At 38.7% G+C, this 24,807-nt stretch carries 19 protein-coding genes; 13 read left to right on the top strand and 6 right to left on the bottom strand.

Features of this window, described 5'->3' with window-relative positions; translation table 11 throughout:
• Window positions 1-27 precede the first annotated feature (27 nt).
• From CWD90_RS02640 to CWD90_RS02630, 3 genes are all read left to right on the top strand, one after another.
• Complete coding sequence (locus CWD90_RS02640; RefSeq protein ID WP_103474383.1) at window positions 28-2,313, top strand: LamG domain-containing protein; 2,286 nt, start codon at window positions 28-30, stop codon at window positions 2,311-2,313.
• A 151-nt stretch (window positions 2,314-2,464) separates the two neighbouring features.
• Window positions 2,465-3,733, top strand: a complete 1,269-nt coding sequence (locus CWD90_RS02635) for a Gfo/Idh/MocA family oxidoreductase (RefSeq protein ID WP_103474382.1) — start codon at window positions 2,465-2,467, stop codon at window positions 3,731-3,733.
• 22 nt (window positions 3,734-3,755) lie between these two features.
• A complete protein-coding gene (locus CWD90_RS02630; RefSeq protein ID WP_103474381.1) occupies window positions 3,756-7,157 on the top strand; it encodes a DUF1080 domain-containing protein in 3,402 nt (1,133 codons plus the stop codon).
• 160 nt (window positions 7,158-7,317) lie between these two features.
• Here CWD90_RS02630 and CWD90_RS02625 read toward each other — a convergent pair whose 3' ends face one another.
• From CWD90_RS02625 to CWD90_RS02615, 3 genes are all read right to left on the bottom strand, one after another.
• The gene (locus CWD90_RS02625) at window positions 7,318-9,879 is read right to left on the bottom strand and encodes a TonB-dependent receptor (protein ID WP_103474380.1); all 2,562 of its coding nucleotides are present in this window, start codon (window positions 9,877-9,879) and stop codon (window positions 7,318-7,320) included.
• Complete coding sequence (locus tag CWD90_RS02620) at window positions 9,863-10,771, bottom strand: FecR family protein (RefSeq protein WP_103474379.1); 909 nt, start codon at window positions 10,769-10,771, stop codon at window positions 9,863-9,865. Before CWD90_RS02620 ends, CWD90_RS02625 begins: the two co-directional genes overlap by 17 nt.
• 119 nt (window positions 10,772-10,890) lie before the next feature.
• Window positions 10,891-11,403, bottom strand: coding sequence for an RNA polymerase sigma factor (locus CWD90_RS02615; RefSeq protein WP_103474378.1), 513 nt, complete (start codon window positions 11,401-11,403; stop codon window positions 10,891-10,893).
• Window positions 11,404-11,517: 114 nt separating this feature from the next.
• Between CWD90_RS02615 and CWD90_RS02610 the strand changes: the two genes are divergently transcribed.
• The 5 genes from CWD90_RS02610 to CWD90_RS02590 all read left to right on the top strand — a co-directional run bounded on the left by CWD90_RS02610 (window position 11,518) and on the right by CWD90_RS02590 (window position 17,364).
• Window positions 11,518-13,278, top strand: a complete 1,761-nt coding sequence (locus tag CWD90_RS02610) for a hypothetical protein (protein WP_103474377.1) — start codon at window positions 11,518-11,520, stop codon at window positions 13,276-13,278.
• A 139-nt stretch (window positions 13,279-13,417) separates the two neighbouring features.
• The gene (gene ffh / locus CWD90_RS02605; RefSeq protein WP_103474376.1) at window positions 13,418-14,755 is read left to right on the top strand and encodes a signal recognition particle protein; all 1,338 of its coding nucleotides are present in this window, start codon (window positions 13,418-13,420) and stop codon (window positions 14,753-14,755) included.
• A gap of 51 nt (window positions 14,756-14,806) precedes the next feature.
• Window positions 14,807-15,208: a four helix bundle protein gene (locus CWD90_RS02600; RefSeq protein ID WP_103474375.1), complete on the top strand. Its 402-nt coding sequence runs from the start codon at window positions 14,807-14,809 to the stop codon at window positions 15,206-15,208.
• An 18-nt stretch (window positions 15,209-15,226) separates the two neighbouring features.
• Window positions 15,227-16,111, top strand: a complete 885-nt coding sequence (locus CWD90_RS02595; protein WP_103474374.1) for a bifunctional 5,10-methylenetetrahydrofolate dehydrogenase/5,10-methenyltetrahydrofolate cyclohydrolase — start codon at window positions 15,227-15,229, stop codon at window positions 16,109-16,111.
• Window positions 16,112-16,296: 185 nt separating this feature from the next.
• Window positions 16,297-17,364, top strand: coding sequence for a sensor histidine kinase (locus tag CWD90_RS02590; RefSeq protein ID WP_103474576.1), 1,068 nt, complete (start codon window positions 16,297-16,299; stop codon window positions 17,362-17,364).
• Between the two features lie 116 nt (window positions 17,365-17,480).
• Here CWD90_RS02590 and CWD90_RS22955 read toward each other — a convergent pair whose 3' ends face one another.
• The gene (locus tag CWD90_RS22955) at window positions 17,481-17,630 is read right to left on the bottom strand and encodes a hypothetical protein (RefSeq protein WP_157941148.1); all 150 of its coding nucleotides are present in this window, start codon (window positions 17,628-17,630) and stop codon (window positions 17,481-17,483) included.
• 211 nt (window positions 17,631-17,841) lie between these two features.
• Between CWD90_RS22955 and CWD90_RS02585 the strand changes: the two genes are divergently transcribed.
• From CWD90_RS02585 to CWD90_RS02565, 5 genes are all read left to right on the top strand, one after another.
• Window positions 17,842-19,005, top strand: coding sequence for a dipeptidase (locus CWD90_RS02585; protein ID WP_103474373.1), 1,164 nt, complete (start codon window positions 17,842-17,844; stop codon window positions 19,003-19,005).
• 162 nt (window positions 19,006-19,167) lie between these two features.
• Window positions 19,168-20,355 carry an enoyl-ACP reductase FabV gene (gene fabV, locus CWD90_RS02580; RefSeq protein ID WP_103474372.1) on the top strand — a complete coding sequence of 396 codons (1,188 nt, stop codon included), beginning with the start codon at window positions 19,168-19,170 and terminating at the stop codon, window positions 20,353-20,355.
• A 61-nt stretch (window positions 20,356-20,416) separates the two neighbouring features.
• Complete coding sequence (locus CWD90_RS02575; RefSeq protein WP_192877979.1) at window positions 20,417-21,277, top strand: alpha/beta hydrolase; 861 nt, start codon at window positions 20,417-20,419, stop codon at window positions 21,275-21,277.
• A gap of 262 nt (window positions 21,278-21,539) precedes the next feature.
• Entirely contained in the window at window positions 21,540-22,511 is a 972-nt protein-coding gene (locus tag CWD90_RS02570) for an aldo/keto reductase (protein ID WP_103474371.1), read from the top strand.
• Window positions 22,512-22,527: 16 nt separating this feature from the next.
• Window positions 22,528-23,364, top strand: a complete 837-nt coding sequence (locus tag CWD90_RS02565) for a sugar phosphate isomerase/epimerase family protein (RefSeq protein WP_103474370.1) — start codon at window positions 22,528-22,530, stop codon at window positions 23,362-23,364.
• Window positions 23,365-23,424: 60 nt separating this feature from the next.
• On the opposite strand, the gene CWD90_RS22950 is transcribed toward CWD90_RS02565, so the two are convergent.
• Together CWD90_RS22950 and CWD90_RS02560 are read right to left on the bottom strand one after the other, a co-directional pair.
• The gene (locus tag CWD90_RS22950; protein ID WP_157941147.1) at window positions 23,425-23,850 is read right to left on the bottom strand and encodes a VOC family protein; all 426 of its coding nucleotides are present in this window, start codon (window positions 23,848-23,850) and stop codon (window positions 23,425-23,427) included.
• A gap of 104 nt (window positions 23,851-23,954) precedes the next feature.
• Window positions 23,955-24,794, bottom strand: a complete 840-nt coding sequence (locus CWD90_RS02560; protein WP_103474369.1) for an alpha/beta fold hydrolase — start codon at window positions 24,792-24,794, stop codon at window positions 23,955-23,957.
• Window positions 24,795-24,807 lie beyond the last annotated feature (13 nt).

The following is a 24,807-nucleotide window of genomic DNA, read 5'->3' as shown; positions in this document are numbered from 1 at the left end:
TTAAGTCTATTTTCTAAATTGTGCTTCGTGTTTTTGCTTCTTTTTTTGAAGGTGGCTACAGCACAGGATTATCATCTTCTTTCGGAAGAGGATAAATGGAAAATACGCCTACATTCCCACGTTTTAATCGACATTGATCAGATCACCACGGATAATTTACCTGATCTTCTCGGAGGTAAAGCCCCCATAGCCCTCTATATTTCAAATTACAATGAGAATTACGAGCCATTTTTAGGCCAATTAATAGGGCAGAGGGATTCGCTTATCTTGGTGGGAAATAAGGTTTTTGATGAAGATTTTTATCCACAGTCATGGGTTCCGTGGATACCTATTCAAAAGGTAGAAACGATACTATTGGACACCATGGTCGCGAGTGTAGGTTCTTTGAGGTTTCCTGTCGGCAAGGAGTTGTTAGTGTTTAAGGTGTCGGATAAGGAATTTATAAAGGATAGCATTTTTGAAGATTATTGGTGGCATTTGGGAAAGATGCCCAATTTTATTCAAGTTGATCCAAAGTACTTTGGTTCCGCGGATAGTCTTGCCATGGTCCTCAATAAGAAAAGAAAAGTTTTTGGGGCCGTACGGTCTAAAGAGGGATTGTTGAATGGTGTAAATTTTAAAAATCATAAGAATCTTATAGTGGACGGGTATTTTAGTCTTCCAATGGATTTTAAAGATAACTTGCCAGCTTTTATTCCACATAAAGCCGGTTATTATTTTTCCCCTGATATTATTTATACCACTCCAGAAAATAGGAATAACCTAAAAGAATTTATTGGATTCCCCTTGGATTTTGAATATGGCTTAACGGATCATTTTGTATTTGGGACGACAATAAAGAATGCGATCAGAAAAAACTATAAAGAACTGATTGTTAATGATGTAAAAATTCAGGAGGATGAAGTTCATGGAAAGGTAGGCTATTTTAGCGATGGGGCTTATGTAGATGCCGGACTTGACAGCAGAACAGCCTTAAAGGGCAGTTTTACTATATCTGCCTGGGTAAAACCTACTGTTTTAAATAACAACAATAGTATACTTGGAAAAGGGGATAATTTTGTATTAAAACTGCATGAGGGCTTATTAACCTTTACCATGGCCGGTATTAAAGACTATATATCGGAGGCATCCCCAGTGCCACTAAATGAATGGACCCATGTTGCTTTAGTGCATTCCAAGCTGAACAATGAGCTCTTGTTTTTTGTTAATGGGGTGCAGACAGACAAGATTCAGCTTATCGAAGACTATGACACGTCTGACTACAATATTTTAATAGGTAGTAATTTGTGGCAAGAATTTTTTGTGGGATACTTGACAAATATTAAAATATGGGAACGCGAGCTAAATGCTTTTGAAATTGCCAAGGAATACCATAAAATAGAATTGAACAGTGCTATGGAATTGTCCTTTTATGCTAAAATAGGAATTGGTCTTGCTGTGGCTATTCTTGTTTTATTGACCCTTGGTATTTGGAGGAAAAGAACTGCCAAGGCAAATTTGATGTCAAGACCAAAAGTGGGGCAAAAAAGGAAAGTCAACAGTGCCTCCAATAATTTAAATAATGCTTCTGAAAAAATACTTTGTTTCGGTCCTTTGCGCATTACAACTTCTGAGGGTGATGATATTGCCAAAAAATTATCGCCCAAGTTAAAACAGTTGTTTGTTATTGTTCTGCTGCATAGCCTTGGTGATAAGGAAGGGATCAACACTAAAAAACTTACGGAATCGCTCTGGCCAGGGATGAGTCCAAAGAATGCTAAAAATACTAGAGGTACCAATATACAGAACTTAAGAGCCATATTGTCCGTTACCAGTGGAATGAATTTGGCATTTCGTGATAAACATTGGTATTTGGAGATAGGGGAAGATTGTTTTTGTGATTATCAAGAGGTACTCAATCATTTAACTGACTTAAGTAGAAGTGATGTGACGGTAACCTATTTGGAAGAAAATTTACCCACCCTTTTTTCAATATTAAAGGAGGATCGTTTTTTTGTTAATATGAGTGACTCTTGGTTAGACCCAATAGTAGAAAAAATGAGCAATAGAATCATTGAATTCTGTTATGATATTTCAAAGAAACTGGACTTGGATAAGAACAGTTCCTTGTTGTACGATTTGGCATCGGTGATGTATATCTATGATGATTTAAATGAGAATGCGCTCCAGATAAAATTACAAATCCTAATTGGACAAGGAAAATTGAGCTTGGCACGGAAGGTTTATGACAATTTCGCGAAGCTTTACGCGAAGGTATATGGCGAAATATATACCGTTAAATTTGAGGATATGGCTGTTAATAATATTCCTTAGCATTTACCTGGGTTCGAAAAATATTTGATAATTCATTATTTTTCAATTTTATTACCCCATATATTACCCCTAGTTTTACGCATTACAGTGTTTCTTTGTGTTTTTAATATCGAAACTTCAATTTATTAATAGAATAATAGAATAGAAATCAATGGAGAAAAAATCAACCAGCCGCAGGGATTTTGTAAAAAGGTCGCTTGTGGTAGCTGCAGGTATCAGTATTATTCCAAGACATGTCATGGGTGGGACCAATTTTATTCCTCCAAGTGATCAATTGACCAAAGCGGTAATTGGAGTTGGAGGCATGGGTCAGGGACATTTGGAGTATGAAGGAACTAGGCTTTTGGCAATTTGTGATGCGGACGCCAATCATCTCTCCAGTACTCTTCAGAAAGTTGGAAGCAGTGTAAAAGGTTATCGTGATTTTAGGGAAGTTTTGCAAAGACCGGATGTTGACATTGTTCATATAGCGACCCCTCCGCACTGGCATGGCCTTATGTCTATAATGGCTGCGGAAGCAGGTAAGGATGTTTGGTGCGAGAAACCCATGACCAGAACCATTGGTGAGGGTAAAAAGGTAGTGGAAGCCATGCAACAGCATGGTAAGATGTTCCGTTTAAATACATGGTTCCGTTTTAAGGATAATTTTTACGGCATGGGAACTCCTGTGAAAAAATTAAAGAAGGTGGTGGATAGTGGTGCCCTAGGATGGCCATTAAAGGTAACCATCAGTGGTGTTACTGGTTTTAATTGGAAATTCTATTGGGTAGGGAAGGAAAATTTAACGCCTCAACCCGTACCTGCGGAACTGGACTATAACATGTGGCTAGGACCTGCACCTGAAAAGCCCTATCATCCGCATAGAGTGCACGGTACCTTTAGGGGATATTGGGATTATGACGGTGGTGGATTGGGCGATATGGGTCAACACTATATAGATCCCGTACAATACTTTTTGGGTAAGGATAATACCAGTCCGGTAAAGGTGGAAGTAGATGCGCCGCAGCAGCATTATGATGCTATTGGTACTTGGAGAAGAATTACTTATACCTATGCCGATGGCTGTCAGATTATTTTGGATGGCGAAAACAGCGATAAGGATGCCGCTTATATAGAAGGCCCCAATGGCAAAATTTATAATGGATTTAAATCTACGATCCCCAATATTGAGGGATTGATCAACAGTATGCCCGATCCAGAGGAACAGATAACCGTTTTTTCGGAATCTGTGAAAACTAGACAGAAATTCGCCTTAAATGAAGAAAATGGTCATCGTTCTGCCACAGTAGTGAATATGGGTATTATTGCCTTGAGACTTGGGCGTACTTTGGAATTTGATCCGGTAAAACAAGAATTCATCAATGATGAAGAGGCCAATAGATTAATAGACCAACCAATGAGGTCCTCTTGGGCTTATTAACCAATTAATTAGAATTAATAAAATGAATACATTATATAAAAATATAGGTGTGCTAATGCTGTTTATTGGTACACTTACTATAAGTGCTCAGGATAACAGAACCTTGGATACCAAGGTAGCCGATATTTTGATGCAGTTGCCAACGGAAGACCTAGGGCATTCCGATCGCCTTATGCAGGAAATAATTGGATTAGGTGAGGATGGAATCCTAAAATTTACAGAAAAGTTGGTGCCTCTTGGTACCGGGGACGATACCAAAGCGAGATATGCCATACAGAGTGTGGCTATCTACAGTGGAGGACAGCAATCAAAAATACAAAACAGCCATGTTGAAAGCGCCTTGCTGAAAGCGTTGGAATCATCGTCCAACAAAGAGGTGAACACCTTTTTAATAGATCGTCTTATCTATGTTGGAACAGATGTTAGCGTTCCGGTATTGAGCAAGTATTTGTCCAACAGCGACTTGTTTAAACCTGCTTTGGCTGCTCTGACCGCAATTGGCACTACGGATGCCGCCATGGCAATCTTGGAAGCTACTGAGGTTGAGGATGTAAACAAACAAGCTGCTTTTGTAGAGGCTTTGGGCGCTCTGAAATATGCTCCGGCCGAAGAAGTGTTAAAGGCTAGGGTGAATTCAACTTCAATTATAGTTAAACAAAGAGCCTTAATGGCATTGGCGGAAATTGCCAGTCCAAGTTCTTATGAGGTACTTGAAAAAGCGGTCGAGAATTCGGCATATCAACTGGATGATACTAAAAGTATTATTGCCTTTATACACTACGGAAAAGAATTGCAGAAGAATGATAATACAACATTAAGTAATTCTGTTGCCAAGGCCCTTCTTAAAAATTGCAAGATGGATAATCAATTGCATTACCGGTCTGCAGGAATTCATATATTAAGTGCCAATGAAGGAACTTCCTTTACCAAGACTTTGCTTAAGGAATCCAAGAATAGTAATAAGAATTACGTAGGTGCCGTATTGGACGCTGCAGATTCCAATTTATCACCTACTGAAGTGGGACTCTGGGTAAAACAGTATAAAAAGTCGTCTTCGGAAATTAAGCCGCTTATTATCAGAATGCTAAGCAAAAGCAGTGCAGCAATTGTTTTTGATAAGGTTATTTTGAACGCGGTAGCGGATAAAGATGCTTCGGTACGTGAGGCTGGAATAAAAGCCTTGTCCTATCAAAATAAAAGCAAGGCATTGCCTGTTTTGTTCAAGAGTTTAAAATCGGCTACATCCGTCGAGGAATATAAGGCTATTGAGGAAACCATGCTTAGATTATGTGATGCCAAGGATAATCAATTATTAGCAAGTCAGCTTACCAATAACAATGATGCGGGGAAGGAAGTGTTAATTGATGTAATGGCGGCCAGAAACGCAACGGATCAATTTGATACCTTAATAGGTGCTATCGACAATGGTAGTGAAAATGTTATCGGCGCTGTCTACAAGGCTTTGCCTTCCATTTCAACTGAAAAGGATTTTTCCGCTTTAATAAATCTATTGAACAAGGCAGATAAGCCAGAAAACATTAAAAATTCGCAGTTGGCCATTTTAAGCATTCTGAACGAAAGCAATGGAAAATATTCGGATGCCGTGTTTAAGGAGTTTAAAGGGGCATCGGATAAGTCTAAACTATTACCGGTATTAGCTTCTTTAAGTAGTCAGGAGGCCTTGGAATTGGTTTCCGAAAGACTTTCTATGGGTAATGTCAGTGAGAAAAAGATAGCTTTGGATGCACTGGCCAACTGGAAAAATAATGATGCTTTGCCATATCTTTTTAAAACGGCCACAGCTAGCTCTGAAGGAGCTATCAGAAAAAATGCTTTCGATAACTATCTTACCAAAGTGGGGAAATCGGATTATCCAGCAGACCAGAAGTTGCTTTTGGTTAGGAAGTTGATGCCCGAAGCTAAATCAATAGCAGAAAAGAAACAAGTGCTTTCTGCGGCTCGGAATATAAAAACCTTTCTATCCTTGGTTTTTGTATCGGAATATCTGAATGACCAAGAGTTGTTGACTACGGCCTCCAATGCAGCTATTTCCATTGCTTTGCCAACTCCCGGAGTACAGGATGGCCTAAGCGGTGAAATGGTTAGGGATATAGTCTCTAGAAGTATCGACAACCTTACAGGTCCCGACAGTCAGTATATAAAAATTGATGTAAAGGAATTTTTAGATAAAATGCCAAATGAAAAAGGCTTTGTGTCGATATTTAATGGAAAGGATTTTACAGGATGGGAAGGCTTGGTACAAAACCCAATTGCCCGTTCCAAAATGTCCTCTAGAAAATTGGCAGCAGAACAAGCCAAGGCCAATGAGCAAATGATGAAGGATTGGTATATTGAAAATGGAGTAATCGGTTTTAAAGGGGAAGGATATAATAATATCTGTACCGTAAAGGATTATGGCGACTTTGAAATGATCGTAGATTGGAAGATTACCAACGGAGGTGATAGTGGCATTTATCTTAGAGGTACTCCTCAGGTGCAAATTTGGGATATCGCTAGAGTGGATGCTGGTGCGCAAGTTGGTTCAGGTGGTTTGTACAACAACCAGAAACACGAGAGCAAACCGCTACAGGTGGCCGACAATCCAATTGATGAGTGGAATACCTTTAGAATTAAAATGGTAGGAGAGCGAGTTACTGTACATTTAAATGGTGTCTTGGTTACGGATAATGTGGTTTTAGAAAACTATTGGGACCGCAAACAAGCTATTTTTACTAAAGAGGCCATTGAATTGCAGGCCCACGGTGAAGACCTAGGCTTTAGGAATATTTATGTTAGGGAAATTAGTTCTGGTGAGGATCAATTGACCGAAGCTGAAAAGAAAGAGGGTTTTAAATCCTTGTTGAATGGAAGGGACTTGGATCATTGGGTCGGAAATAAAACCGACTATATTATGGAAAACAATGAGTTGTTGGTGCGCCCAAAAAGAGGTGGACATGGAAACTTGTTTACGGCCGAGGAATATTCGGATTTCAATTTCAGATTTGATTTTAAACTAACCCCTGGCGCCAATAACGGTTTGGGTATCCACGCACCATTGAATGGGGATGCTGCTTATGACGGTAAGGAATTACAGATTTTGGACGACACCGCTGAAATATACGCCAATCTACAACCCTACCAATACCATGGTTCCGTGTATGGAATAATTGCGGCAAAAAGAGGTGCTCTTAATCCAGTAGGGGAGTGGAATTCACAAGAAGTGGTTGTTAAGGGGAATCATATTAAAATAACCTTGAATGGTACCGTTATAGTGGATGGAGATTGGAAAGAAGCTTCCAAAAATGGAACGGCGGACCATAAAGATCACCCTGGCTTGGAAAGAAATACAGGACATATTGGTTTCTTGGGACATGGTGCCGAATTGGCCTTTAGGAAAATCAGAATTAAGGATTTAAGTAAGTAATTTGATTTTTATTTATATCAGCCGGAAGTTTGGGATTATCTCCAAAGCTTCCGGTTTTTTTGTGGGAACAATTGGAGGTCACAGGATTGTTGCATTGGCAACTCTGTTCGAAGACGGCATATAAACCGGTTGATTAAATTACAATGATTTGTTTTAATCATTAAAAGCTCATTCGGAAACTAAAGTTGGGTGTAATGCCAAGTGAGATTCTTTCCACTGTTTCAATTTCGTTTTGATCATTTACACGGTAATAGGTATTCAGGATGTTTTTTTTGTTCAAAATGTTTAATACGGAAGCACCAACGGAAGATTTTATACCTGTGCCAATTTTAAAGTTATAAATAATTGAAGCATCCGCCCTCAGGTAGTAGGGCAGTCTACTGCTGTTAGGTTCCTCGTAGTTGATTTTGTTGGGGAAAACATTGAGTATTATGGAATTGTTTCCCTCTTGCGGTTTGGTGTAGGGTTTTCCCGTATGATAATTGGCTCCCAGTCCCATTCTAAAATTTTTATAGGTATAGGTTCCAGCAAAAGTAATGGTGTGTTTAATATCCAGATTATTGGGAAATTTGTTAGGGGTTATATTCTCAAAAGTATAATTGTTGGTATTATAGGCATAGCTAAACCAAGTGCTGTAGGTGGCTGTTTTTTTGTTGACCAAAAATTCGATGCCTGAAACATCATACTTTCCAATTTCACCACTAAATTGATCCTGGTTTTGAAATCCCTGTGTTGCTGTGCTTATGCCGTCCACTTTTTTGTAGAACCCCTCAATACCCACATAAAGTGTGTTTTTGTCGTAGTTTAGGCCTAGGGATATTTGCTTACTTTTTGTAATGGGCAAGATATCGTCGTCCGATAGTATCCATCGTCTTTTTTCAATCCCAAGAAAATTCTGCTCCAAGTCTATTATTTGGTTGGTGGTCTGACTTTTGAATTCTCCCAATAATTCGGTCTTAATACCATCAGCCAAGGTGTAGTTGATGTTTACTCTAGGCTCAAGGATAATTTTCTCAAAAGTTTTGAAGGTTTTAAGGTTTTTAATGTAATTCAACCTAAGTCCTCCCCTGGCAATCAATTTTTTATTTTTGGATTCGTAATCCAACTCCGAAAAAAGGGAATGGGTCATTATTACCCCTTTAATATTGCTTTTGTAAGGAGGTTGGCTAACTTGGGTGAAGTTGGTTATGCCCACTTCGTTCAATTGATATCCATTAAGCCAATTAAGGCCATTTCCCAATTTGTAATTGGTATTTAGCTTTACGGCCTTCTCCAAAACCTGGTTACTTTGGAAAAGTTGTTGGGATTCTGAAGGAATATTTTGGGAGTCCAAGTTGTAACTTGTGTAGTACAGGTTTAAATGTGTACTCCAGTTAGAATTCCATGTGCTTTCCAGGCTCCCCCCAAAGGAAAGGTTGGCTTGATCCAATAAACTTGTTGCTGTGCGATCTTCGGTTTTTTCGGTATACCTAAGGTGATTGTTGGTGTTGATGAAGCTAATTCTTACTTTTTGATTTTCATTGATGTCATAAAGCAATTTGCCAGTAAAATCATAAAAGTAAAAATCCTCGTTCCGCACAATGTTTTCATCATTGGAGCTGTTGCCATTGTCCTTGACTTCACTATCCTGAAAAACCTTATCAAAAAATCGATTGTAGGTAGGAGTGTTTATAAAATCTGTAGTAGAACGTCTGCCTGAAAATTGAACTGATACTTTTTCGGAAAGTGGGAGATGTCCATATACATCGCCACTCAATAAATTAAATCCTGCACCCCCAACGAATGAATCGGTTATTTCGTTTCTAGTCCTTATATTGATTACACTGCTCACTCCATCGCCATATTGAACACTGGTACCGTTTTTTATAATGTTTACCTTTTCTATCAAATAAGGGTTAAAGGCGGATATCAGGCCAAAAAAATGTCCGGAATGGTACATCTTGATTCCGTCCCACAGTACCAAATTCTGATCGTTTGTGCCTCCCCTAACGTTAATGTCGGATACTGTCTCGTCTACACTCTTAATACCAGGTAGAGCCTGTATGGTCTGTAGGACATCTGGTTCTATTAGCCCAGGTAGAATTCCGAATTTATCAGTATTTAATTCTATACTTGCATCGGGTTTCTTAGTTATACCAGTGGTTAGGAACTGATAAACAACCACCTCTTCCAGTTGTTGGTAGTTTGGTGACATTAGGATAGTCTTACAAGGATTGTTTCCCGTTAGTTCTTCCGCTGTCAAATATTTCGTTTTAAACCCAAGGTGTTTAATAGCGATATTGGCGTTTCTAGGAACCTCCGTTAAATAAAACCTTCCCTCCAAATTTGTAATTTGGGAAACATTGTTGCCCAAAACTTCGACAGTGGCATTCATGATAGTGCTGTTCTCATAATTGTCTACTACATTGGCACAAATATCCACAAAGTTAGGTTTGGATATGGTAAAATACCGCTCATTCAGCTTGGTTATGTTAAGCAAGGTCTGCTTTCGAAGTTCCTCAATTATTTCAGGTAATAAATTGGTGTCCGGAACGATAATCTGTAGGAGTTGTAGGTCTTCATCCGCATAAGAGAACTTAATATTAAATTCCCTTTCCAGTTCCTCAATATAGCTAATTAGGTTTGCTTTTTGGGTAGAGCTTTCCTGTGCACTAGTGGAGAAAGAAACTAGACATATATAGAGACCAATAAGAAAAATAAATTGTTTATGGCGTTTCAGCATAGAATAGCACTTTATTCCCCTCTAATTTATATTTCATTTGAGAAGGAGTACTTATACTTTGCAACGCTAAATCTTTGTCCGTATTGCTAAAGGACCCAGTAAATAATTGATCGGTATCAATATTTTGGGTGGTGACCACTAAATTGAACTGTCTTTGGAATTCATCCAGGACATATTTCAATGGAATACTCTTGAAATTACTTTCGTTGCGTATCCAAGATGGTTCCTTAATATTTGGGATTTCCAAGGCCTGTAATTCGCCATTGATGACTACTAAAGAATTTCCGGCAGGAAGTTTAACCTCCTTTTTGTTGTAGATAACACTTACCAATCCTTCATAACAAGCTACTTCAAAATAGCCTTTTCTATTTTCTACGTTGAACTGTGTACCCAATACAGTAACGGTTCCGTTTTCCGTAGTCACTGTAAACCGTTTGCCTTTGGCTACTTTAAAAAAAGCTTCCCCGTTAAGCACTATATTTCGTTTATTATCCCAATTCTTTTTACTGTAAGAAATTTGTGAATCCGCGTTCAATTGAACTTCCGATGCATCGGGAAGTACTATTTCCGCTCTTTCCGCAAATTGTGTGCTTACTTCTTCGTTCAGTGTACCATAATATAAATAGGAGGCCGTAAAAATAACGGCTACAGCTGCAGCAATGCTCAAATACTTTTTAAAAGGATTTAGTTTAACTACTTTACTCTCTTTGGAAGTCTTTTGCTTGTTGAGGTCTTCCCAAGCTTTTGCCATGTCAAAATCCGGGCCAACCAAATTATCGGTGGCCTTACGTAATTTTACATACGAGGCGTACTCCTTGGACTCTTTAAATCTAACGACCTCCTCTTCAGAAAGTTCGTTGTTGAGCCATTTTGCCAAATAATTTTCTTGCATGGTTTCTAGCTTTATATAAGTATAACAATTAGGAAGTAAAATACCCTACCTTATTTATTAATAGTTTTTATAAGCCCTTAAAAGGGTTTATTGTTTTTAGTAAATTACGGTGATATTTTTTATATCCCTTCAATTTGATCTCTTAGCGTTTTTAAGGCCAAGTGCATCCTTTTTTCGATAGCTTTTACACTTACCCCTTCCATATCGGCGATTTCAGCATATTTCTTTCCATCGATCCTATTTAGTAAAAATGTAGTACGCTGGTTTTCGGGCAAGGCCTGAAGCACCCGTTCCAATTTTTCTTTATATTCCTGTTCTTCCAAAATAAAGTCAGGCGATTCATGCACCACGGCATTGGTTTCCGGGGCGTATTTTAATCTAACTTTTTCAGCCTTTATAACATTTAGGTATAAATTGTTGGCAATGGTATAAACGTAGGACTTTGCCTTTTCTGGAGCAACCTTGGAACAGTTCTCCCATAATTTTATAAATGCCTCCTGTACAACGTCATACGCTTTCTCTTCGTTACCGAACTTATAATATATGTAATTAAAAACCGTTTTGGAATGGGTGCTGAAGATTGAAGCGTAAACTTCATCCTCGCATACATGTTCTTCTTTGATAGCTTTCAATCCTTCTTGTTTTTTATTTTTTCAAAGATATTTTAAAAAAAACGAAATATGGGGTAGGGTATTTTAAAAGTGAGTTGTTTTAGATATATACGAACAAATAAAAACCAAATCGTTATGAAAAAGTTTATGTCATATTTAATGTACGGGAGCCTACTTCTGGTGGCATTAAATTTCACCTCTTGTCAAGAAGAGTTTGAAGAATTACCTGGTGAGGATAACCAGGAAGCCATTATGGCAAGTTCTAGTACTGGACAATTAATACAAAGAACTTCTTCCAAAGATGGTTCTTATGATAATATTGTGGATGAAGCCAGTTGTTTTGCTATTAACTTTCCTTATGTAGTAAATGTTCATGGTTTAGAAATTAATATAGATGCCGTGGAGGATTTAAAGTTGATCAGGAAACTTTTTGATGAAGTGGAGATTGATGATGATGTTGTGGATATTGTATTTCCTATTCATATAACCTTGTCAGATTATACTGAAGTTAAGATAAATAATAAAGAAGAACTACGCGAGAGAGCCAAGGAGTGTCTTGAAGGTGGGGATGACGATGATATTGAATGTATCGATTTTGTGTATCCAATTGTGGTTTATTCCTTTGATATTAATCTTCAACAAACAGGGAATGTAACTGTACAGAATGATATGCAACTAAGACGATATTTCGCTGAGCGTGGTGATGACGATCTACTTAGTTTTGATTTCCCTATTACATTGGAATTATATGATGACACTAAAATTAGTGTAAGCAATAATGCGGAATTGGCCCACGCCATTGAAACTGCAAAGAGTGAATGTGATGAGGATGATGATAATGATTTTCATGATAATGACTTTACACAAGAGCGTTTGGAAGAATATCTTGTTGCTTGTCCCTGGTTGGTTCGAGAAGTGTTTAGACCTAATTTGGAAAACTCCGATTACTACTATGATTATGTAATGAATTTTACAGAAGACGGTAAGGTTGTAATGAAAGATAGGATAGGCAATAGTATTATAGGTACATGGAGCACCAGGATAGCTGAGCACAGAGTATTGTTCAAACTTGAATTTGAAGCATTGGCCGATTTTACTTTGGAATGGTTTGTGTATGACTTGGATAATGGTAAAATAAAATTTTATGCCGGTGAAGGAGAGAGAATAATAATGAAAAAGGCATGTGATATAGTAGATAATACACCGGATACCTTAAGGGAAATATTGAAAGAGTGTAGCTGGGTCATTAAAAAGGTGAAGCTTAATAACGAAGAGGTTGATCGACTTTTAGGATATGAATTTAATTTTCATGCAGAAGGAGTGGTTACTTTAAGCAACGAATCCAATATTTCTGAAGGACAATGGGCTATTACAACCAATGCACAAGGACGTTTGGTGATGGCAATTACCATGGGTGATGAGCCTGGAGTGAGTTTTGAATGGTTGTTGTCCGATCTTAGGGACAAACGTTTAAAGTTTAATATTGAAGATGACAACTATGAACTTATCTTGGAAAGGGTTTGTGATAACAATGCCAACGACGGAGATGTTCCCGAGATAAGGAATATTCTTATGGGTGGCGAATGGATGGTGGCAAAGTATATGGATGGTGACAACGATGAAACCCAGAATTATGCCGCATTTACCTTTGCATTTCAAGCAGAACTTGCTGTTAATGTTACAGCAGGGGTAACTGGACCAACCTACCCAGGACTTTGGAGAATAATCAGGGATAGCGAAGGTGAATTGAAATGCTATCTTAATTTTGGCCTAGTGGAAGCTATGCGGGGTTTAATGGACGATTGGAAAATTGTCTCCATAACCAATAGCCGAATTGAGCTGAAAAATATTAGCGGAGATAACACCACGGAAATCTTGGTCTTCGAAAAGAAATAAAAATTTTGCCCCAATTTTTGGAAAAGGGTGGCTTCTTTAAGAAGCTGCCCTTTTTTTTGCGTTTATATTTTTCACGTCTGGCTTCAGACTTACGGCAGTTATTCTTAAATTTGCCCTTTCTTGATAATACAGTAAGACTATGTTCGACAATTTAAGTGAAAAGTTAGATAAGGCGTTACATGTTCTAAAGGGACATGGACAAATTACGGAGATCAATGTTGCGGAAACCTTAAAGGAAGTGCGTAGAGCACTTTTGGATGCGGATGTCAACTTTAAAATAGCCAAAGAGTTTACCAACAAGGTAAAGGAAAAGGCATTGGGCCAAGATGTATTGACATCGCTTCAGCCGGGCCAACTTATGGTTAAACTGGTAAAGGATGAACTTACAGAGCTTATGGGTGGTGACGCCGAAGGCATCAATCTGTCAGGAACACCTTCCGTTATCCTAATGTCTGGTTTGCAAGGTTCAGGTAAAACTACCTTTTCTGGAAAACTGGCCAATTATCTTCAAACAAAAAAGAATAAGAAACCATTGTTGGTAGCCTGTGACGTTTATAGGCCAGCGGCTATAGATCAACTTCATGTGGTTGGTGAGCAGATCGGGGTAGAAGTTTTCTCAGATCGGGGCAATAATGACCCAGTATCCATATCCAAGGCCGGTATTGCACATGCCAAGGCCAACGGTTTTAATGTTGTTATTGTAGATACGGCAGGTCGTTTGGCAGTGGATGAGCAAATGATGAATGAAATTGCCAACATTCGTAAAGCGATACAGCCTCAGGAAACACTATTTGTGGTCGACTCTATGACTGGTCAGGATGCCGTTAATACGGCCAAAGCGTTTAACGATGTACTTAACTTTGATGGTGTTATACTGACGAAATTGGATGGTGATACCCGTGGTGGAGCTGCAATTTCCATTAAGTCGGTTGTTAATAAGCCCATTAAATTTATCGGTACCGGAGAAAAGATGGATGCCATAGATGTCTTTTATCCTTCCCGTATGGCCGAGAGAATCCTTGGGATGGGAGATGTAGTGTCATTGGTGGAAAGGGCCCAAGAGCAGTTTGATGAAGAGGAAGCCAGAAAAATTCAAAAAAAGATAGCCAAGAACAAGTTTGGTTTCGACGATTTTTTAAGTCAGATCCAGCAGATAAAAAAGATGGGTAGTCTTAAAGATCTTATGGGAATGATCCCAGGTGCGGGAAAGGCATTAAAAGGGTTGGATGTAGATGACGATGCCTTTAAGCACATAGAGGCCATTATACATTCTATGACGCCCGATGAACGTTCTACACCTGCAAAATTAAATGCGAGTCGCAAAAAGCGAATAGCTACAGGTAGTGGTACCAGCATTCAGGAGATAAATCAATTGCTAAAGCAATTTGATCAAATGAGTAAGATGATGAAAATGATGCAAGGTGGAGGAGGTAAAAAAATGATGCAAATGATGGGTGCCATGAAAGGGATGAAATAATATTATTCAAGGTTCAAGGTTCAATGTTCAAGGTGTAAAAGAGATGTCCTAATGGCAAAGATTGAAAGGTTTGAAGATTTGGAAATATGGCAGATGGCTCGGGAGATATGCAATAAAGTACATCAAATTTTTGAAACCACCACCTTGGGCAATAGTTATGCTCTTCGGAATCAGATGGATAAAAGTTCTGGATCAATTATGGATAATATTTCAGAAGGGTTTGAGCGCAATGGTAATCGGGAATTCATTCAATTTTTGAGTATAGAAAAGGCTTCGTGTGGTGAACTACATCCCCAGCTTTATAGAGTACTGGATAGAAATCATATAGACCATGCCTCTTTCGAGGTTCTTTACGAAATGGTTCTTTTGGAAAGTAAAAAAATTAGTTCCTTTATGAATTACCTGTCCCGGTCAGAATACAAGGGCTCAAAATTCAACAAACAACAACCTTGAACATTAAACTTTAAATGAATGGAATTACTAGACGGTAAAAAAGTATCGAATCAAATAAAGGAGGAAATAGCTGCAGAGGTAGCTAAAATGAGGGAACGTGGAGAAAAGGTGCCACATTTGGCAGCGGTAATCGTTGGAAACGATGGGGCAAGTCTTACTTATGTTGGTAGTAAGGTAAGGTCCTGTGAGAGAGTAGGTTTCGAATCTACCTTGGTGCAGTTGCCCAGCACAACTTCCGAACAAGAGTTATTGAACAAGATTCAGGAGCTCAATCAAAATGAAGATATAGACGGATTTATAGTTCAATTGCCATTGCCGGAGCAGATCAATACCCAGCGCGTTTTGCTGGCAGTGGATCCAGATAAGGACGTGGACGGATTTCATCCTACCAATTTTGGAAAGATGGCCTTGGATATGAGTACTTTTATTCCAGCAACTCCTTTTGGAATTTTAGAACTCCTTGAAAGATATAAGGTAGAGACTAAGGGAAAGCACACCGTAGTTATTGGACGTAGCCATATTGTGGGCAGGCCTATGAGTATTCTTATGGGAAGAAAAGGCTGGCCGGGTAATTCTACAGTAACCTTGACACATAGCCATACCAAAAATATTACCCAAATAATTTCGCAAGCGGACATTGTTATTTCTGCATTGGGGGTTCCTAATTTTTTAAAGGCAGAAATGGTTAAGGACGATGCCGTAATTATCGATGTTGGAATTACGCGTGTCCCTGATGAAACCAAAGAAAGAGGTTATTATATTACTGGTGATGTCGATTTTGAAAATGTGAGCAAAAAGGCTTCTTTTATTACTCCGGTCCCCGGAGGTGTTGGGCCAATGACGATTGCCATGTTGTTAAAAAACACATTGTTGGCAAGGGAAAGGCATAGAAGCCAAAAATAATTGATAAGACCGCAATTCATATGGTTTGCGGTTTTTTGTTTTATTGATGTCTTTATCTACAATTCCCAAAAATCAAGGATCGGATGGTTCTTCTTAGGTGTGAGAGAACTGATTATGGTCGATCAAAGTGTTTGTATTTAGTTTTTAATTAAAAACCGTATATTTCAACAATGCTAAAAAGTATTATGCAGAATACCAAAAATCTTAGCCTTGAACCGTTTTTTAACCTATCTATGGACCTGCTATGTATAGCTGGTTTTGACGGGTATTTTAAAAGAGTAAACCCAGCTTTGATCCAACTATTGGGCTATTCTGAGGAAGAGTTGTTTTCCAGAAAAATACGGGAGTTCATTCATCCGGAAGATAGGGACATGACGGCCAGATACCGGGATAATTTAAAAAATAACGTGCCCTTGGTCAATTATGAAAACAGGTACGTTACTAAATCGGGAGATATAATTTGGTTACATTGGACTTCAATTCCTTTGGAGGATGAAAATTTGGTTTATGCTATTGCCAAAAATATTACCCACAAAAAGAGTTTGGAAAAAGAGCGTATAGAACATCTTATAAGCCTTGTTGATAAAAACCAAGAATTAAAACAACTCAATTATACCACCTCACATGATCTAAGGTCACCCGTAAACAATTTATTGTCCATTTTCGGATTTCTGGATATCGATAAAATTGACGATCCTGAAATTTTGGAAACTTTGGATTATATGAGGAGGGCCACTGAGGGTCTCAATAAGTCGCTTAATAAATATGTGGACTTATTGAGCAAGAAAGATGTCTCGGAGTTAGAATTGGAGGAAGTGGATTTTAAGATGGTTCTACAACAGGTTAAACTTTCCATCAGTTCCTTATTGAACAATGCCAATGTAACCTTCAATGTTGATTTCTCAGGCTTGCGTGGTGTACAGCACAATGTTAGTTATATGGAAAGTATTTTCCTAAATCTGCTGACCAATTCCATAAAATATGCCAGACCGGATGTTTCGCCTGTTATTTCTATTACATCGCGTATTTCAGAGGGCAAGAAGCAGTTGGTTTATACCGATAATGGCCTAGGATTTGACATGGAGAAATTTGGAGATAAAATTTTTGGTCTTAATCAAAAGTTTCATCATAATGGCGATAGTAAAGGAGTTGGACTCTATTTGGTATATAGTCATATTAATAACCTGGGGGGTACTATTGCCGTAGAAAGCGAAGTAAATAATGGAGTTACTTTTACTATAACCTTTAAATAGAATGAAGGGCCTCCAATATGTGGCTTCAAAAAGATTTTAATGGAAAAAATGTAGAAGTAAGTATAAAGGTCGATTTAGGAAAGGATATCAACTTCTAAATCGACTTTTTTTCTACCCTAAGCCGACGGTACAAGAGCTTCTTGTGCAGTTTGGGTACTGTCGTTTGGTGTTAGAAGATCAATTTTTTCATCATTTTCGTCATTGGTGCAACTGCTTATGGCAATGATGCAAAAAAGTACTGTTACTATATAGCTTATTTTTTTCATGAGTTCAGAGTTTAGTAGGAATATCCAAATTCAATTTGTTTTAATAACGTTTAAATTTCACTTTTGTTTTAGGACCGTTTCTTGTTTACGAGTGACAAGAAAATTATAAATAATACCTGAGGATGCCTACAATTTATAAATCCATAGGGTTTATAGCTATTTTTAATTTTTAATTCATTAATTTTTTGGCTAATTAAAGTGGCGAAATTGCATGAAAAAATTTCTTAGATATACTTTGGCCATTGTGCTGTTCCTTTATTTCTTGGCGACGCTTATTGTATCCCCTATTTTAGATAGGCGGTTGAACCTGGTGCAATACAACGACCCAAGAGAGTTGGGGGCCGAAGCAACAGCATTATATAATTCGCTCCAATTCATTGCTGATTTGCATTGCGATGCCCTTTTGTGGGATCGTGACTTGACCAAACGACTGGATTATGCCCATTTAGATTTCCCGAGAATGCAGGAAGCTAAAATGGCTTTACAGGCCTTTACCATAGTTACCAAATCTCCTAAGGGGCAGAATTTCAATCAGAATAGTGCAGATGCATTTGATGAGATTACAATGTTGAATTTTGTACAGGGACGGTTTCCGGACAAATGGTTTAGTCTGTATAAACGGGCTGAATTTCAGGCAAGGGCTTTAGGTGAATACCCTAAGAAGTATGACGGCAAGTTTATATTGGTGAAATCGCGCCAAGATTTGAAACATTTGATAGACCTAAGGAAAGTAGATCCTGATGTTATTGGTGGTTTTTTGGGAATTGAAGGAGCGCACTGCCTAGAAGGTAAATTGGAAAATCTGCAAAATCTTTATTACGATGGGGTGAGAATGATAGCTCCAACGCATTTTTTTGACAATGAACTTGGTGGGTCTGCACACGGTATGTCTGGGGAGGGACTTACGGATTTTGGCAGGGCGGTAATCAATAAGATGAATCAATTGGGGGTAATTATTGATGTAGCACATGTGTCCCCAAAAATGATCGATGATATTTTGGACCTATCTACCAAACCAGTATTGGTATCCCACACTGGAGTAAAAGGGACTAAGGATAGCCCTCGTAATATATCTGACCACCATATACAGAGAATCGCTGCCTCAGGTGGACTTATAGGAATAGGGTTTTTTAAGGGAGCTATAAAAGGGGAAATTAAACACATTGTAGAGGCCATGAAATATGTACGGGATTTGGTGGGTGTAGATCATGTAGCCCTAGGCTCCGATTTTGATGGTGCAGCCACCACGCCAATAGATGTAACCGGCCTACCTTTTTTGGTACAGGAATTAATGAATCAAGGATTTTCGGAAAAAGAGATAAAAGCTATTATGGGCGAGAATGTGAAGCGATTTTTAATGAAGCAATTGCCCTAGGATAATGATGATCTTACTAAAATTGACATTAAAAGATGCAATTTTGGCCGCTACAACTATGTCTTTTGAATCTTTTATATATCTTCGATAATTGGGAAAATTGTAAATAATATGCACCTAGAAATGCCCTAAGCAAGGGGAGTGCAATAAATAAATTAAGAAATGATAATAGAGCCTAGAACACGTGGATTTATATGCCTAACCTCTCATCCTAAGGGATGCGAACAAAATGTTATTGACCAAATAAAATATGTAAAGTCTAAAGGAACCATAGCTGGAGCAAAAAAAGTGCTGGTAATAGGGGCTTCCACAGGTTTTGGCCTGGCTTCGAGAATTACAAGTGCCTTTGGTTCAGAAGCGGCTACCATTGGAGTATTTTTTGAAAAACCACCTTCAGAGGGAAGGCCTGCTTCACCAGGATGGTATAACAGTGCCGCTTTTGAAAAAGAAGCAAATAAAGCAGGACTTTACGCCAAAAGTATTAACGGTGATGCTTTTTCCAATGAAATTAAAAAACAAACCTTGGACCTTATCAAAGCTGATTTAGGACAAATAGATATGGTTATCTATAGTTTGGCTTCTCCCGTTAGGACACATCCGGATACAGGAGTAAAATATAAATCGGTCTTGAAACCAATAGGGGACAAATTTCAAAATAAAACTGTTGACTTTCATACCGGGGTTGTATCGGAGGTGTCCATAGAACCTGCTCAAGGGGATGATATTGAGAATACGGTAGCAGTTATGGGCGGTGAAGATTGGAAAATGTGGATCGATGCCTTAAAAAAGGAAGGATTGCTTTCAGAGGGATTTACAACAATAGCCTATTCTTATATAGGCCCATCACTTACCGAGGCTGTGTATAGAAAAGGAACAATAGGTCGTGCCAAGGATCATTTAGAATCTACCGCCTTTACAGTTACGGACAGTTTAAAATCATTAAACGGCAAGGCTTATGTATCTGTAAATAAGGCTCTGGTAACCCAAGCAAGTTCTGCCATTCCGGTTATTCCATTGTATATATCCTTATTGTACAAGGTAATGAAGGAGGAAGGAATACATGAAGGATGTATAGAGCAGATTCAACGCTTGTTCCAAGAACGTTTATATGTGAAGGATATGCCTGTTGATGGTCAGGGGAGAATACGGATAGATGACTGGGAAATGCGGGATGATGTACAGGCCAGGGTGGCTGAACTTTGGAAGGAGGCCACCACGGAGACCTTACCAAAAATCGGAGATCTTAAAGGATATGAAAAAGATTTCTTCAATTTGTTTGGGTTTATGGTTGATGGAGTGGATTATAATGCGGACGTGAATGAAATTGTTGAAATTCCAGGCCTTCAATAGATAGGCTCCGTTTAATCACACTTTAATTGATTATTGCCATATTAAAGAAAACTTTTATAAAATGAAAAATCACGTGCTATTGCTATGGGTATTATTTTGCGTTGTGCCCGTTACTGGGCAGAGCGGAAAAGTTTTCGACGCGCTTACTATGAAGAGCGAAATCCTTAAAGGTGAAAGGAAATTTGCAGTGTATCTGCCGCCTGATTATGAAACCTCCAATAGGAGCTATCCCGTACTGTATTTGCTACATGGTGCTGGTGATGATCAAACGGGCTGGGTACAATTTGGGGAGGTACTGCGGATTACCGATAATGCCATAAAAGACGGAAAAGCTACATCGATGATCATTGTAATGCCAGATGCCAATACGGGCACCAGGGGTTATTTTAATTCCATTAAAGGGGATTGGCGTTATGAAGATTTCTTTTTTGAGGAATTAATGCCTTATGTGGAAAAAAAGTATCGGATTAAGGGCGAAAAAAAATACAGGGCAATTGCTGGTCTTTCCATGGGGGGTGGTGGGTCCTTCATGTACGCATTGCGTCGCCCCGAGTTGTTTTCATCCGCTTGTCCTTTAAGTGCCTATATCGGGGCTTTAAGTTTGGACGATTTTAAGCAAAGGCTAAAAAACAATAATGAGAATTATGAAGATAGCATTGTTAGCGCTTATCATGAAAAGCACAATGCATTGTCCTTAATTCAAGCTTCATCAGTTGAAGCTATGAAGACCGTTAGATGGTATATAGACTGCGGGGATGACGATTTTCTTTATGAAGGAAATAGTTTAGTACATATTGCCTTTAAAAAGAAAGATGTACCGCATGAATATAGGGTGCGTGAGGGGCGTCACAGTTGGACGTATTGGAGGGAATCACTACCCGAAGTTTTGGGGTTTGTTTCCGAGGCCTTTCATCAATATTAAGCAATAATTAACGTGAGTTCAATTGATTTTTAATTGTAAATGAATTGTTTAGTGTAATGTTGTCCGGTCGAGCGCATTTCGATGGTTATCGGGAGAGACCTCATTTTAAAGCTGTAATTGTCAATAACCTCTCGACTGTGCTCGAGGAGACGGATACATTATCTTTAATCAATTGGTCTTAAGTAATTTGTGTTTAATATTAAATCGAACTCACCTTAACTAGTATCTGGGATTTCTGGGAGCAAGAAAGTAAAGAATAAATATGATTAAAAGAAAATTTGGCAGGACCCTCTGGGATGTTAGTGAAGTAGGATATGGAATGTGGGGCATGGGGGGTTGGACCGAGTCCGATGACCTATTGTCAGCAAAAGCTTTGGATTTGGCTGTTGAGAAAGGGGTTAATTTTTTCGATACCGCCTGGGCTTACGGCCACGGCCATAGTGAAAAGTTACTTGGGGATTTGTTGCGTAGGCATCCCGATAAAAAAATATATACGGCTAGCAAGATTCCTGCTAAAAATTTTAAATGGCCTGCCAAACCGGAATACAGTTTGGAAGAATCTTATCCTAAAACGCATATTTCGGAATACACTGAAAGGACACTTAAGAATTTAGGCACTGAACAAATTGATCTCATGCAATTCCATACTTGGGACGACAGTTGGTCCGATAGGGAAGAATGGCAAAGGGCGATAGAGGATTTAAAAACGTCTGGAAAGGTAGCCGCCATGGGTATCAGTGTAAACCGATGGGAACCCGAAAATGGTGTTAAGGCACTTAAGACCGGCAAGTTCGACGCTGTACAGGTGATTTACAATATTTTTGACCAAGCCCCTGAAGATATCCTATTTCCTCTTTGTGAGGCATTGGATATTGCTGTAATAGCAAGGGTTCCCTTTGATGAGGGGACCTTAACAGGTAACATCACCAAAGAAACCACTTTCCCCGAAGGAGATTGGAGAGGGACTTATTTTGTTCCTGAAAATTTAATTCAAAGTGCGGAAAAGGCGGATCAATTGAGACCTCTTGTCCCCAATGGAATGACAATGGCAGAAATGGCTTTACGATTTATTACCATGAACAAGACGGTAAGTACCATTATTCCAGGAATGCGCAAGGAAAGAAACGTTCTAATGAATACGGCATTAAGTGATGGTAAAGGCTTGTGCCAAGAGTTATATCAAGAATTGAAAGGCCACAGGTGGGATAGGAAACCTACTTCATGGTCGCAGTAATAAAAAGAATAAATATATGACAACAAGAAAAGATTTTTTAGTCCAGTCAGGTATGTTGGCAGCTGGGATGGTTTTACTGCCATCGTTTACCTTGCCTTTTAAGAACCCAAGGAAGAATTTGGGAGTGCAATTGTATACCTTTCGTAAGGAAATGACCGAAGATGCTATTGGAACTTTAAAAAAGATAGCCGCTTTGGGAATTAAACAAATTGAATCTGCTAGAAGCACAAAAGGACTTTATTACGGGCTAAAGCCTAAAGAAATGAAAGATGTCTGCAGTGATCTTGGGATGACGCTTAGGAGTGGTCACGTTGCCTTGGACGAACATTGGCAGAATACCATGGATCAAGCTGCTGAGGCCGGTCAGGAATATTTGATTTGTTCTTCCATGCCTTCTGAAGGGCAAACAGTGGATAATTATAAGTCGGTTGCGGAGGCTTTTAATAAGGCCGGGGAAGAATGTAAGGCTAGAAATATAAAATTTGGGTACCACAATCACGAATATGAATTTGAATCCGAGAACGGAGAGGTGTTTTACGATATTTTATTAAATAATACCCAGCCAGACCTTGTACATATGGAATTAGACCTTGGATGGGTAGTCGTGGCAGGTAAGGACCCTTTGGACTATTTTAAACGCTTTAAGGGAAGATTTCCGTTGTGGCATTTGAAGGATATGGACATGGTGAAAAAGGAAAGTACCGAGTTTGGTAAGGGAGGATTGGATATAGTACAAATGCTTGACCATAAAAAGGAATCTGGGTTAAAATACATATTTATAGAGCAAGAGGAGTATGCTAGTACCCCTTTTGAAAGTATGGCGCACAATATGAAGTTTATGAGCAATCTATAAAGTTCTATTGGATTACCGATATCGGATGTAAAGAGGAAAATGAAGTAATTTGAGGGGCGATTATTTGGCAAATAATTGTCCCATATCCTTAAAGGCTTTGAATTCCAGGGCATTTCCTGCGGGATCCAAAAAAAACATGGTCGCTTGTTCACCTACCTCACCCTTAAAACGGATATAAGGAGCTATGACAAAGTTGACCCCTTTGGCAATAAGTTCTTCAGAAAAGGATATAAAGGTATCCCAAGGCAGTACTACTCCGTAATGGGGTACTGGTACATCTTTTCCATCTACAGGATTAAGATGCAATTCTTCGTCCTTGCCCTTTGGTTTGTAATGGATTACCAATTGGTGTCCGAAAAGATTAAAATCAACCCAATGGTCACTGCTTCTTCCTTCTTTACAATTTAATATTTCCCCATAAAAGGCACGGCATTCGGCCAAATTATGTACGGGTATGGCAATATGGAAGGGTGTTATTTCTGACATTGATCAAAGTATTATGTTAACAGTATTAGGGCCAGGTATTTGCTCCTAAAAATAAGCATTTTTAAAGAAGTAAATTTGTCCAATTCTGGAAATAGCCTCAAATGTCAAGACTTTAAAAAATCTACAATCTGGAGGTTGAGGTCTTCTTGGTGCAAGGAATGGCCAAGCCCCTTAGTTTTTATCAGTCTGCTATTTTTCCAGTTTTTGTGAAGTCGTTCCGAGGCACTAAATGGCGTAATGTTGTCCCATTCATCATGTATGATCAACCCTTTTTGGGTAATGGATTGGGCAAACATGGGCGTGGAAATATCCTTGATTCTAAAATTGTGATGCTCGTAAAGGTGTTGGTCCAAACTTTGTAAAACCTTGTTGTTGAACTTGAGTAGGTTCTGGTAATGTGCCATTAATTCCGATAATTCGGCCGGAGCCCCAAGGGTCACTATTTTTTCGATGGAAGTGTTTGGGTTTTGATACTGGTTATGGAGTGTGGCAAGTCCGCCCATAGAATGCCCAATTATATATTTTGGCTTGTAAATGTCTATAAGATGCCTGGCACTTTCGGCATAGGTGACCACATTCAGATTTTTTCCTTCCGAATAGCCATGTCCTGGAGCATCGAAGGCAATGATATTAAATTCTCTTTCCCGTAATTTTTCAATGAGATTCCTCCACCTAAAGGCATTGCTTTCCCACCCGTGCAACAATAGGACGGTTTCTTGTGCCCCAAAACATGTATATGTCTGCAGTCTGGTGTTGTTTACCAATATTTTTTCTCCCAAAAACTGTTGTAGATATTCCATCTGGTCGGGCAGAATCCTGCCTTTTCTTGGAGTACTAAAAAGATTGAATGCCTTTTGTCCCACATCTATAGTGGAAAAAAGAGCTATGGAATTAAAATAAACACCATAGGAAAGTGCTAGTATATGGTATAATAATTTTTGCATAGGATAGTTTTGG

It is taken from the genome of Arenibacter catalasegens, assembly GCF_002909235.1.
GTDB classification, from domain to species: Bacteria; Bacteroidota; Bacteroidia; order Flavobacteriales; family Flavobacteriaceae; genus Arenibacter; species Arenibacter catalasegens.
Note: the sequence above shows the minus strand (reverse complement) of the source record. Positions and strands in the feature narration are given on the sequence as shown.